This window comes from Hymenobacter amundsenii (assembly GCF_002204745.1).
GTDB classification, from domain to species: Bacteria; Bacteroidota; Bacteroidia; order Cytophagales; family Hymenobacteraceae; genus Hymenobacter; species Hymenobacter amundsenii.
Window position 1 is genome coordinate 23293 of record NZ_NIRR01000005.1, and the last position, 12283, is coordinate 35575.

Here is a 12283-nt window from a genome sequence, read left to right on the forward strand (position 1 = left end):
CAGACTAAATGTGTCTTGCATCTGACGGCAATTTGCGACTTTATAGCCAAATTTTGCTAAAGCAGTTAGCTCTATTTCTTCAACACCTCCCGAATCCCACTCAACCCACCCGTAATGCCCTCCAGCTTTTCCAGTAGCTGGAGGAGCTGGCCGGCGCCGGAGTTGCGCAGGTTGGCGCGGTAGGTGGTTTTGATTTCCTCCCAGCGGGCGGCTTCGGGGGGGGTGAGCCAGCCGAGCAGCTCGCGGAGCTTGAGCAGGTTGGCCTCGGTGGCGCTGGTTAGGGTCTGGGCCTCGCTGGCGTAGTGGGCGGCCAGCAGGTCGGTTACTTCCTGGTCGTTCATCACGGGGCGGACCTTTTCGGTCAGCTTGTTCATGTTGCGGTAGGAGCCCTGGAGCTTGAACGGCGGCTCGGTGCGGTAGGCGTCGGCTTGGGCGGCGCTGGCAATATAGGCGGCATTCACCTGGGCCACCACGTCGCGCAGGCGCAGCAGCTGGCGCAGCACGGCCACGTACTCACTGAGCTCCTCGGGCGAGTGGTTGCCCTCGAAGCTGAGGCCCTCGGCCGAGCCGGTTTCGGTGAGGCGCAGCAGCGCCGGCACGTCCTGGGGGCTTTGGGTGGCGAGGCGGGCCAGGGTGGGGTGGCTGGTGAGGGCGTTTTCGAGGTAGGATAGGCGGAACGCGGCCTCGGAGCCGGCCGTGAGGATGTCGCCGAGGTTGTAGATGTCGGCGCGGTTGGCCAGCATGTCGGGCAACTGGAACACGTCGCCGCTTTCGGTGTAGGGGTTGCCGGCCATCACCACGGCTACCTTACGGCCCCGGAAGTCATAGGTGCGCGGGCGGCCTTGGTACACGCCCTCGATCTTGCGCTGGGCGTCGCAGAGCGAGATGAACTTCTGCAGAAACTCGGGGTGGCAGTGCTGGATGTCGTCCACGTAAATCATCACGTTGTCGCCCATCTCGAAGGCCAGGTTAAGCTTTTCCAGCTCCTGCCGGGCCCCGGCGTTGGGCGCCTGGGCCGGGTCGAGGCTGACCACGGCGTGCCCCAGCGCCGGCCCGTTGATTTTCATGAAGATGAGCCCCAGCCGGTTGGCCACGTACTCCATGAGCGTGGTTTTGCCGTAGCCGGGGGGCGAAATCAGCAGCAGCAGCCCCATCAGGTCGGTGCGCTTGCCCTCGCCGGCCGTGCCAATCTGCTTGGCCAGGTTGGCCCCAATCAGCGGCAGATACACCTGATCAATGAGCTGGTTGCGCACGAACGACGTGAGCACCCGCGGCCGGAAGCTCTCCAGGCGCAGCGCCTCGGTAGCCTCGGCCAGCCGCTGCTTCTTCAGGGCCTGAAATGTCTCGAACCGGGGCACCGTGACGGCCTCAAACTGGCGCAACCGCCGCCGGAAAGCCGGAAAATCCAGCGCGTAGGTGCGCTCGGGGCTCAGGCGCGGGTGGGTACCCTGGAAATCGAAAAGCGTTTCGCGGGTGGGCGTATGGATGACCCGGGCCGGGTCGAAGGACTGAGTGAGCAGCAGGACGGCTACCTCGGTTGCCTCACCCCCCAGCCCCCTCTCCTTCAGAGAGGGGGAGCCTGACGATTGTGGTTCTGCTGAAACTTGTTGAGCTATCGAGATGGTCAATTCGGCGGTTTGCGCCGCCGTGGCTCCCCCTCTCTGAAGGTAACGCGCATCTAGCGTTTGCGGGGGCTGGGGGGTGAGGCAACTAGCCACCCACTGCTGCACCAGCCGGAACTGGGCCACCGGCTGGTCCTGGAGCTGCTGAATGGACTGCTGGAACAGGTCGGTGGCCTGGCGGGCGTGGAGCTGCTTTTCGAACTGCTGGTAGCCGTCGGCGGCTTCCTGGGAGATGATAAAGCTGCCGGTGTGGGTGAGTTCCTGAAACAGGTACTCGCCCGCTTCCTGCACTTGCTCCAGGGTGAAGAGGCCGGTTTCTTCGGCGAAGTCGTCCACAGCAGCTTGCAGCTCGGTTTTGAGCGTGTCGAACTGCTGGGAGTCGGGGAAGATTTGCAGGAGCACGCCGATGCCCTGGAGCTGCTGCTGCCAGTGGGCGCGGTGGGCGGGCGCGGCGAAGCGGAGCCAGAACAGGGCGGCGGCGGCGCGGGTATCGGCGGGGTAGCGGAGCAGATCGGCGGTGCGGGTGAGGCGCACCAGGGCCGTGAGCAGGTGGGCCGCGTCGTGGTCGTGCACGCCTTTTAGGTAGCCCTCCTGGTAGCGCGAAGCCATAAACTGCTGCACGTAGCTCAGCAGCTCGGCCTCGCTCAGGTGGGCCAGCTCGGGCACACTCAGCACCGCTGCCCGGCCCGTTTCGGTGCTGGCGGGGGTGGGGTGGTGGGCGGCTTGCAGCACGCGCCAGGCCAGGTACTCGCCCCGGTACACGGCCGCGTTTTCCGATACCACCGTCTGGTCCCAGACTGGCCGGGCGGCCAACAGGGTGTCATCGGTAATTTTCTGATAGAAGTTAGTACCGGTGAGGTGGTAGTATAGCTCGTCGTCGCGCAGCACCAGCGTCAGCTCCAATGGCTGGGTGTTCACCGTGAAAGCGTGGATGCCAAACCGTAGGGTCTGGCCGCCGTCGGCGAACAGGTCGGACCGGTCGCGGAGCTGGCGCACGGCGTCTTCGCGCAGGGTTTTGAGGCGGCTCTGCACGTCGTCGGCCTTCACCGAGTCGCCGAGGGCCAGCAGGTCCTGGGCGGTCTGGCGCACCTTTTCCACCATCAGGTCGGCCGCGAAGTAGCCGTTGATATCGGCCACCGCCGCCAGCCGGCCCAGGCGGCTCTGCACGGCTTTCAGCAACTGTTCGGCGCTTTGCAGCAACGCCGTGGCGCGCTGGTTGCGGGCGGCCACGAGGCCGGTTTTCTTCGTGTCGAAGGCCTCCACCACCTGCTCGCGGCGGGTGGTGAGCTGCTCCAGAAACTGGTCGAAATCGGGGAACTTGCCCTCCAACTCCTCCAGCTGTACCATGAGCTTGGTCAGGTACTCGTCGCACTTGGCAGGCGTGTCGGCCAGGTCGAGGTAGTTGGTCAGGGCCTGGTCGAGGAGCTTGAGCTTGGCCGTGAACTCGGCCTGGGCCTCGGTGCCGGCCAGCGCCTGCCGCCGCCGCTTCAGGGCCGCCCGAATCTGGTTGAAGCGGGCGTATACCGTCGAAATCCGATCGATGATGGCCGTGGTCTGGGTGGGGTCGGGGATGGGTAGGTTGCTGACCACCTCAATCAGCAGCTCCAGCTCCCGGGCCACGGCGGCGGTTTCCTGCTCACGCTGGTCGGCTTCCACGGTTTTGCTCACCAGCGCTACTGCCTCGGCAATGGCCTGCACGCGCTGCTCGTAGGGCGCCAGCGCGTCGTCGCGGAGCAGGAACTTCACCGTCTGGGCGGCCACTTCCTGGCTGAGGGTTTGCAGGGCTTCGGCCTGGCTTTCCACGGCCGGCAGCTCCCCGTAGCGCAGCTCCTTGAGGCCGATAACGGCCCCGCGCACGGTGCGCAGCTCGCCCAGCTGCTCCACAAAGCCCGTCACGTCGTCGGGGGCGCTACGGCGGATGCGGTCAGTAAGCTCGGTGGCCCGCTGAAACACCATTTGGGTTTGCTGAGCGGTGCCTTTACGAATGCCGCGCACCTTCTCGAACTCCTCCACGGCGGCCGTGGCGGCCTGGCGGATGTCGGCCAGGGGCTCGGCCAGGTTCTGGGTGGCGGGCTCGCGCAGCCAGTGGTAGGCGTCGGTGAGGGCCGTGGTCTGGCGGATCAGGTCGAGGTAGAGGCCGGCGTAGGAGTCGTCCTTGCCGGTGAGCGTGAGCACCTCCTGCACCTCGCTCATGGCCCGCACAATTTCCTTGTTGCCCAGCTTGTAGAGGTAGGAATCGGAGGTGACTGGCAGCTCGAAATCAACGCCCGTGTAGGGCGTCTGCCAGATCTGCACGGCGTGGTGCTTCTTGGGCTCCTCGTCGGTGCGGAAATAGCACAGCTCCCCGTTCTCAAACACCGCGTAGCCGTGGCACACAATGGGGTTGTCCACGCGCTGGGCAATGCGGTTGTAGCTCAGCAGCAGGTATAGGCCGCTGTCTTTCTGATAAAACACGTACAGAAAATCCTCGCCGTTGGGCGAGGCCAGCCGCTTCTCAAACACCATGTCGCGCAGACCATTATCGAAAAGCTTATGGTCGCCGGTCTGGAGGTAGAAGCCGTGGGGGAAGATGAGGCCCTGGCCGTCGGGCAGCAGCAAACAGGCGTCGGCCAGCGCGTCGAGGCGCTGGGCAGTCTGGAGCTTATGATTGAAGAGGAAGTGGCGGTAGCGGGTTTCCTGGTAGGGCCGGATGCGCAGCAGCACCAAATTGCCCACCACGGCGTAGTAGATTTCGGAGTCGTCGAGGGTCTGGTCGGCGTCGTCCACCGGCTCGCTCAGAATGCCCTGGCCGGTGGCGGTATTATCCTCGATTTTGATGGTCAGGTCGCCGCCCACGGTTTCCACGAACACCTTGTCCTCGATGCTCACGTGCGGGTGCTTCCCGCCCCGGTGCATGTCGCGGGTGGCGCGCTGCCACTGGAACTCGTGCTGGGGCGGGAAGCTGTACTCGTGGTCGGAGCGGTTGTCGAGGTAGGTGAGCGTGTCGCCCCGCATGAGCCACTTAAACGTCTTCACATCCGAAGCGCCCTTGCCAATCTGGAACACCATGAACAGGTGGGCCCCGCGCACGGCGAACTTCACGAACTGGGTGTTCTTGTAGTAGCGGTAGAGGTTGCGGAACTCCTCCATAAACTGCGGCTGCGCCAGCAGTTCCAGCCCCAGGGGCCGGAATTCGTGGTCCTGGTAGGCATACACCCCGAACACGTCGGCCAGATCGGGTTCGGTTTTGAGGCCCAGCACCACGTTGTAGCCGAAGATAAACTGTTCGCCCACGGGCACCAGGTCCCAGGCCACGCAGTTGTTGTCGGTGGTAATGCGGCCCGTCCCGAGCAGGCGCGTATCCACGGCCCCGAACACCTGCTTGCGCTCGGTGTTGAGCGTAGTCAGGCGCTGGCGCAGCTCGGTGCTGGCGGCGTGCAGGCGGTTGCGCAGAATTTCGTAGGTGCCGGTTTCGAGTTGTTCCATATGGTAGCCTCACCCCCTAGCCCCCTCTCCGAAAAAGGAGAGGGGGGACTAGCTTCTAGTTTTTAATGCTAGCAGCCAGTCGGTGATAATTAGAATTAAAAGCAAAAAACTAGTTCCCCTCCTCAGCTGAGGAGGGGCTAGGGGTGGTTGATGTTGGTGGAACGACCCGTTGAAAAGCCGCCTCAACAGCTGCTAACACACTTTCCAGGTGATTCAGAACCAGCCTATTCTCAAACCGCAGGACCCAAAAGCCCAGTGCGTTCAGGTAAGCGTCGCGTTCCGCATCATGGCTTGCGCCACTGGCCGTAAAATGCTGCGCCCCGTCCAGCTCCACCACCAGCCGTTCCGCTGGACAGTAGAAATCCACGATGTACGGCCCGATACCGTGCTGCCGCCGGAACTTACGGCCGGCCAGTTGGCTGTTCTGCAACGCCTTCCACAATAGGGTTTCTGCTTGGGTCAGGCTACCACGTAGCGCCCGGCGGATTGGTTTCTGATAGCCGAGATTATGGACGTGGTTGGTTGGGGGCTTGCCATCCATTGCGTTAGAAAGCTAAAGGCTAAGACTAGTCCCCCTCCTTAATTGAGGAGGGGCTAGGGGTGTTGATGCTGCGTGAACAATGCCATAACAGGTGGTTTACGGGCAACGATTGTCAACCACCCCCAACCCCTCCTCAGCTGAGGAGGGGAGCTAGCTTTTAGCACTAGTTCTAAAAAGTTAGAAGCTAGTCCCCCCCTCTTTCGGAGAGGGGGCTAGGGGGTGAGGCGCACGTAAGGCGCAACACGAGGCCCTTACATCAGCAGCTTCACCGGCGTCTCGCCAATGCCCAGGGCTTTGGCCGTGCCGGTCAGTTGCTTTAAGGTGCTGCGGGTAGCGTCGTCGCCGGCCTGGCTGGTGAGTTTGAGTAGCAGGGCCGACACGCTCAGGTTCTTCATGTCTTCCGAACTGAGGCCGAACTGGTCGACGAAGCGGCGCAGGTTGGCTTTGAAGTCGCCCCCGCCGTTTTCGCCGAAGAAGGCGTCCTTCACGGTGCCCAGCACCTCGGAGTTGTGCACGGCGCGGTCCACCATCTTGCCCTTCGTGATGGAGCCGATAATCTGGTCGAAGAACATGGTTTCGCCGCCCACGATGTCGATTTTGGCGGCCTTGAGGGCCTCGCCGATAACGTCGGCCTGGGAGGCGGCAATGTCCTTCTGAATGCTGATCTGGGCCAGCTCCACCGACTTCTCCTTGTCGAGGCGCAGCTTGAACTCCTCGTGGTCCTTGCCCACCCCGTCGAGCTTTTTCATGGCGTCGGCCTTGGCTTCGATGCCCTTGGCTTCCACCGCGTACTTCTGCTCCGACACGGCGGCTTCGGCCAGACCCTTCTTCTGGTCGGCGTCGGCGCGAGCCTGAATGATGTCGGCGTCGGCTAAACCTTTCTCGCGGCTCACTTTGGCAGCTACCATCCCCAGCTTCTCGTCGGCTTCGGCCTGGGCCCCGGCTTTCACCTGAATGCCCTGCGCCTCGGCGGCGGCCGTCAGCTGGAGCACGTTGGCCTCCGACTCGCCTTCCTTCTGGCGGGCGCTGGCCTTGGCCTGCATCACCTGGGCTTCGGCCAGGCCTACGGCCGTAGCCTTGCTGGCTTCGGCTTCGGCCAAAGTGCGGATGGCCTGGCCCTTGAACTCGGCGGCGGCCTTTTCGGCTTCGGCGTCAATGAGGGCCTGCTTGGCACGGAACTCGGCAGCCTGGCGCTCCATGTCGGCCGCGCCCACCATGCTCACGGTGGCGGCTTCGGTTTCCTGGCGGGCGGCGGTCAGGGCCACCAGCTTCTCACGCTCGGCCAGGGCCTGGGCGCGGGTATCCTTGATTTTCTCTTCCTCGATTACCGTGGCTTTCTCCACCGTAATCCGCTCCCGGATGATGGTCTGGATGTTCTTTTTCTCTTCTTCCAGCGCCTTTTCCTTCTCAATCTGGGCCAGGGCCACAATCCGCTCCCGCTCGTTTACTTCGAGGGCTTTGGCCTGGGCCACGCGCTCGGTTTCCACGGCATCGGTGCGCTCCTTGTTGCGCTCGGCCACCAGCACCTGCCGGTCGCGGTTCTGCTCGGCGATGCGTACTTCTTCCTCGGTGGCAATGCGGGCCTTCTCCGATTTCAGGGTTTCTTCCTGCTGCACCTTGGCCGACTCAGCATTCTCGCGGGACCGGATGTTGGCAATTTCCCGCTTCTGCTTTTCCTGGTTTTCAATCAGTTGCTTTTCGAGCTGCAGAATGGTTTCCTGGGCCTCCACATCCTGCTTCTTGATGGTTTTCTGCTTCTCGCGCTCAATGGAGTTGGCCTGGATTTTCTGCTCCGAGGTCAGGGCAATAATTTTCTTGATGCCTTCGGCGTCCAGAATATTATCCTGGTTGAGGGCTGTGAGCGGGGTTTGCTCCAGGTAGTCGATGGCGCAGTCGTCGAGCACGTAACCGTTGAGGTCGGTGCCGATGATGGTGAGGATTTGCTGCTTGAATTGCTCGCGGGAGTTGTAGAGCTCAATGAAGTCGAAGTGCTTGCCCACCGTTTTGAGGGCTTCCGAGAACTTGGCGTCGAAGAGGTTTTCCAGGGCCGCCGGGTCGGAGGCGCGGTGCGCGCCGATGCTCTGGGCTACGTTGATTACGTCGTCGTGGGTTTTGTTGACCCGCACGAAGAAGTTCACCTTCACATCGGCCCGTAGGTTGTCTTTGCACACCAGCCCCTCGGAGCCGGCCCGCTGAATGATGATGGTTTTGAGCTTGATGTCCATCACCTCCAGCTTGTGGAGGACCGGCACCACCATGATGCCGCTGAACGACACCTTCGTGTCGCCCATGCCGGTGCGTACCAGGGCCTCGCCCTGCACGGCTTTTTTGTACATGCGGGCCACAATGGCGATAAAGCCCAGCACGAAGACGGCGACGATGACCAGCACCACCAGGGAAAGTTGTTCTAACATGAAAGTAGGGAGTAGGAGTGTTTCGGAGGGAGAGGAGTTGTGGAGGAGAGGTAGGAGCGGGGCTTAGCTTCGCCCGCCGTTGAACGGACTCGTTGCAACGGTGCAAGCGGTGGGCAGGGGTAACCGAAGGACAGCGAAGCTACGCCCTGCCCCTACGCCGCCCATCTTCACGTCAGCAGCCAGTCGGCCAGCCAGTTGAAGAAATCAGCCAGCAGGCCGTCCAGGAGCACTTCACCGAGCCAGTGCAGGCCCCGGTGGAGGAAATCAAGCAGCTCAGTCATGGCGAATGGCTGGGTTTAGCTGCAGCAGCGCGGCCAGGAAACCGGCGCGGTCGGCGGGCGAAATCATCACGGAGCCGTACTTGCCATAATGGATTTTGAGCCGGCTAAGCGAGAGGGCCGGCGAGCTGAGCGGATTGTGCGTGGGCAGCACCGAAGTGATATCCTGCACCGGCACCCGCCACACAAACGGCCCCGACACCACGCGCAGCACTTGCTGCTCGGGCTGCACCTCGTAGTAGGTATAGCGCAGCAGCCAGTAGAAGAGACCTAATGCGGGCACCACCACCAGCGCGTCGAGCAAGCGCTGCTCCATGGCCGCGTAAATGCCAATGCCAATCAGCAGGGCGATAATGGGGCCGAACAGCCACCAGCTGATGGCGGAAGGGAATACCTTTTTCATAGTGATGTTGGTAAGTGATAGGAAATTAAGGAGTAGCCGAGGTGGTCAGACGCCCAGCTCAAACGGCTCAATCAGGTAGCAGCGGCGGCCCTTATCGTAATCGATGATGAGGGCCGTATCGCCCTTGCGCAGCTCGGCCGCAGCGGAGGCGGCGCGCACGGTGAGCATGAGCGGGGCACCCTGCCGGAGCCGGACGCTGGCCTGGCCCACCTGCTCGTGGGTGGCGGGTAGCAACACGGTGCACATTTTGCCCAGCGGCGAGTTATCGCCCTCGTGGTCTTGCTCCATGGCCGCGAATAAGTGCACAAAAGGTGTAGTCAGGACCTTCGCTATTAGTAGGCTGCCTAGTAGTAAGGGCACGAGCAGAATACCGCCCACCAGCAGCGTTTCGTTGCCCAGGTAGTAGTTGGCCAGAATGCTGCCCACCCACCACGGCAGTACCACGAAGCTCACGAATACCATCAGGGGTACCCGCCCGAGGTTGAAAAAGCCCAGCACCCCGTTCATAAACGACGTGCCCGCCTCGCCCGCGTGGCCATGCGCCCCGGTGTGCATATCGGCATCGGCATCCACGTCGGCCTGCACCTCCAAATCCAGCGACTTGAAGTCGAGCAAACCCACCATCACCGTGAGCCAATACAGCAGCACGAATACCAGCAGGCCCGTGGGCAGCAGGTTGGCCGGGGCTACGGCCGCGTGGAGCAGTTCTTTCATGGCAGTAGTGTAAGGAGATGAGGCACTAGTGGGTCTAACATCCTAGAGGACAGACTAAATAAAAAGCATGGGTAAGTATTGCTGATGCAAGTAGCGCAATCTGAACAATAAACCCAGCACCCCGGCACTTCGCCCGCTTACCCAGGCGCCTCCAGTTCTTCGATACGCTTAACCAAGCGGCGGTTGTACCGATTCTGGCCATTGAACTGGAGCGCCGCGCCGATCAGCATCAGAAAATAAGCCTGCTCCAGTTCGATGACATGGGAAATACGTGCGAGGGTCGAACCCAAAATCAGCGCCAAGCCAGCATAAAACAGTATTTTTTCGAGGGTTGTCATAGAATCAGAGGGGAAAAGATTGCCTTATAGTTCGAAGCTGCCCAACTGTTTCTGGATGCCCAGCCTAGCCTTGAGGACCACCAAATCGGACGAGGCCTGACCGCTGCCGTCGGCGCCCAAGGCTTTATCGATTTCCTGATCCACAGACCTGCTTTCCTGGGCTATCTGGCCGTACGATTCGGCCAGGGCTTCTTCGGTGGCTACTTTTTCCTTCATGCGCTCCAGTAGCGTCACGGTGCCCGAAGAGTCGAGTTGGGCCAGCTGCTGATTGATGGTTTTGGTGGCCGTGCTCACCGTGACGCGGGCCTTCAGGGTGCGCAACTCGTTATCCCACTGCGAAATGGTTTGCTTGAGTTGCTGCACGTTCTGGTCGAGGCCGGCGGCCGAGGCTTCGAACTTCGTCTGATCCTGGGTGGCGCGGGTGGCCTGGGCTTCGTGCTGGGTTTTCCTAGTCAGCGCTTCGGTGGCCAGGCGGTCGGCTTCGGCGGGCTCCAGCTCCTCGCGCTGGGCTTTTTGCAGCAGCAGTACGGCCTTGTTCTCGTAGTCGAGGGCGCGGTTACGGTCCTGCTCGGCGTCGTTGCGGCTCCGGATGGCCAGGGCTTTCACCTCGGCCAGCGCGTGCAGAGCCTTGTCGAGGTCCGCGCGCAGGTCGCGCAGGCCCTGCTCGGTCATTTTGATGGGGTCTTCGAGCTGATTGACGGCTGAATGGGCTTCGGCCTGCCCGATTTTGAAAAGGCGGTTGAGAAAGTTCATAGCAATGGGGATTGGTAAGGAGATTTGGATGCTTGAGACGACGTGCTCAGTTAGTCACCAGAACTCAAGTGAGAAAACTCAATCAACTCGTCGCCAAACTCGCTGAGTAGCAAGGCCAGGGAATTGAGCACGGTTTCCAGGGCGGAGCGGTCGAGGAAATCCAGTTGTAGCGTGTCGCGGTAAATCACTTTGAGGCCGGATTCGTCGAGCACGAACGCGCCGTGGATGATGTCGCGGTTTTTCTGAAGCAGGCGCTGGTAGATGTCGCAGTTGGGGGCGGGCAGCTCCAGCAGGTACTGCTCCATAATCAGGAGCGGTTCGCCGCAGCCCAGCACCAGATGGTCGATGCCCAGTTCCGGACGGCTTACTACCAGCAGGTTGCTGGCCTCGTGCTCGTGGTGAATCTCGTAGCCTAGCTCCAGCAGATAAGTCCGGATGGTGGTAAAGTAGGAGTTGGTCATCTGCTGAAAAAATAGGGATGTGGAAGGAGTCGTTAGCGGAAGGAGGAGCACAGTAGGGTGGGGTTGCTCAAAAAAAGAGCCCCGGTAGCCGGGTGGTTGGAACTAATGTGGTAGATTTACGATGCAAGTGTACTCAAAGTTTGAGATATGCTCAAGCTTTGAGCGAAAAATATTTTGCCTCATGTCGCACGTAGGAAAAAACATTCGGAAGATTAGAACCGTCAAAAAGCTCAGTCAGGCTGCTTTTGCCGAATTATTTGGCCTCGCCCGGCCCAGCGTGGGGGCTTACGAGGAGGGCCGGTCGGAACCCAAAATGGAGACGCTGATCCAGATTGCTCAGCATTTTGGCTTGTCTGTAGACTTGCTACTAACAAAAGAGCTGACGGTAAACGAGCTGTACCACTTCGATATCTTCCGCCAGGAGGGTACTGCCACGGCGTTGCCCTTGGCCACCGCCGAAGCCGACCGCCACACCAACACCACGCCCTTCGTGCCCGCTGACCGGCTGCTCGAATACATCGTGCAGCACCACGACACCGGCTTTATCGATTCGCTGCCCCCGCTCACGTTTCCGCACCAGCTCGGCCCCGCCACGCGGGCCTTCGAAATCGTGGGGGCCGAAATGCAGCACCAGCAGCAGGGCCTGCGCCACCAGGACGTAGTGCTGTGCTGCCGCGTCGATAAGGCGACGGCCACCCTGCGTCCCGGCCGCATCTACGCCTTCGTGACCCAAAACAGCCTGTTGGTGCGCCGTCTTTCCGAGCGCCTGCCCGCCGGCCTGCTCAAGCTCCGCGCCGATAACCCCGACTATGGGGCCCAGGAATTCGCCTTCGATCAGGCACTGGAGGTTTGGGAAGTAAAGGCCGTTTTCACTACTCACCTGCGCCCGCCCTCCCGCATCGAAGACCGCGTGACCCGCCTGGAACGGCAGGTAGAGGAGCTCCTGGCCCGCCTCGACGGGTAGGCAGGTCGCCATTCCTGTGCTTGGCTCGGAATGACGGCTTGGTTTGCTAGCTGTCTGCCAACCTTCTCTACCCCTCGCCCACAAAAAAAACGCGGAGCCGAAGCGCCGCGTTTAATAAGTACACCCGGAAGAAAATCCGCCGTTAGCCTCTGGTAATGGTAACGGTCCGAAGGAGAGCCGAAACATCATCAGAGAGGGAAGACTGCTGCACGGGGCGGGGCCGGTTGGCGGCACCTAGCGCGAGTAATAACAGCAGAGCAATAAAGCGGAACAGAGTAGAAAAACGCTGCATAAAAAAAGAAAGCCTGGTCAATAAATTGCCCACCACCT

The 12283-nt window shown here is 61.4% G+C and carries 9 protein-coding genes; 1 reads left to right on the forward strand and 8 read right to left on the reverse strand.

The genetic code is table 11. The features are described 5' to 3' along the window. Positions 1–71 precede the first annotated feature (71 nt). The 8 genes from CDA63_RS05055 to CDA63_RS05090 all read right to left on the reverse strand — a co-directional run bounded on the left by CDA63_RS05055 (position 72) and on the right by CDA63_RS05090 (position 10989). The gene (locus CDA63_RS05055; RefSeq protein ID WP_088463367.1) at positions 72–5087 is read right to left on the reverse strand and encodes a DNA repair ATPase; all 5016 of its coding nucleotides are present in this window, start codon (positions 5085–5087) and stop codon (positions 72–74) included. Between the two features lie 109 nt (positions 5088–5196). Further along, positions 5197–5628, reverse strand: coding sequence for an endonuclease domain-containing protein (locus CDA63_RS05060; RefSeq protein WP_088463368.1), 432 nt, complete (start codon positions 5626–5628; stop codon positions 5197–5199). 251 nt (positions 5629–5879) lie between these two features. After that, a complete protein-coding gene (locus CDA63_RS05065) occupies positions 5880–8042 on the reverse strand; it encodes a flotillin family protein (protein WP_242434550.1) in 2163 nt (720 codons plus the stop codon). A gap of 273 nt (positions 8043–8315) precedes the next feature. Then, a complete protein-coding gene (locus tag CDA63_RS05070) occupies positions 8316–8723 on the reverse strand; it encodes a PH domain-containing protein (protein ID WP_088463369.1) in 408 nt (135 codons plus the stop codon). Positions 8724–8768: 45 nt separating this feature from the next. Further along, complete coding sequence (locus tag CDA63_RS05075) at positions 8769–9437, reverse strand: OB-fold-containig protein (RefSeq protein ID WP_088463370.1); 669 nt, start codon at positions 9435–9437, stop codon at positions 8769–8771. A gap of 137 nt (positions 9438–9574) precedes the next feature. Beyond that, complete coding sequence (locus CDA63_RS05080) at positions 9575–9775, reverse strand: hypothetical protein (protein ID WP_088463371.1); 201 nt, start codon at positions 9773–9775, stop codon at positions 9575–9577. 24 nt (positions 9776–9799) lie between these two features. Continuing rightward, on the reverse strand, positions 9800–10528 hold the full coding sequence (locus CDA63_RS05085; protein ID WP_088463372.1) for a PspA/IM30 family protein: 729 nt from the start codon (positions 10526–10528) through the stop codon (positions 9800–9802). 50 nt (positions 10529–10578) lie between these two features. Beyond that, positions 10579–10989 (reverse strand): YbjN domain-containing protein, encoded by a 411-nt coding sequence (locus tag CDA63_RS05090; RefSeq protein ID WP_088463373.1) that lies wholly within the window; start codon positions 10987–10989, stop codon positions 10579–10581. A 181-nt stretch (positions 10990–11170) separates the two neighbouring features. Between CDA63_RS05090 and CDA63_RS05095 the strand changes: the two genes are divergently transcribed. Continuing rightward, positions 11171–11953, forward strand: a complete 783-nt coding sequence (locus tag CDA63_RS05095) for an XRE family transcriptional regulator (RefSeq protein ID WP_088463374.1) — start codon at positions 11171–11173, stop codon at positions 11951–11953. Positions 11954–12283: the final 330 nt, after the last annotated feature.

Coding starts and splice junctions, on each gene's coding strand:
- CDA63_RS05065 (WP_242434550.1), bottom strand. CDS start 8,042: ATGTTAGAACAACTTTCCCTGGTGGTGCTGGTCATCGTCGCCGTCTTC.
- CDA63_RS05085 (WP_088463372.1), bottom strand. CDS start 10,528: ATGAACTTTCTCAACCGCCTTTTCAAAATCGGGCAGGCCGAAGCCCAT.
- CDA63_RS05055 (WP_088463367.1), bottom strand. CDS start 5,087: ATGGAACAACTCGAAACCGGCACCTACGAAATTCTGCGCAACCGCCTG.
- CDA63_RS05060 (WP_088463368.1), bottom strand. CDS start 5,628: ATGGATGGCAAGCCCCCAACCAACCACGTCCATAATCTCGGCTATCAG.
- CDA63_RS05080 (WP_088463371.1), bottom strand. CDS start 9,775: ATGACAACCCTCGAAAAAATACTGTTTTATGCTGGCTTGGCGCTGATT.
- CDA63_RS05075 (WP_088463370.1), bottom strand. CDS start 9,437: ATGAAAGAACTGCTCCACGCGGCCGTAGCCCCGGCCAACCTGCTGCCC.
- CDA63_RS05090 (WP_088463373.1), bottom strand. CDS start 10,989: ATGACCAACTCCTACTTTACCACCATCCGGACTTATCTGCTGGAGCTA.
- CDA63_RS05095 (WP_088463374.1), top strand. CDS start 11,171: ATGTCGCACGTAGGAAAAAACATTCGGAAGATTAGAACCGTCAAAAAG.
- CDA63_RS05070 (WP_088463369.1), bottom strand. CDS start 8,723: ATGAAAAAGGTATTCCCTTCCGCCATCAGCTGGTGGCTGTTCGGCCCC.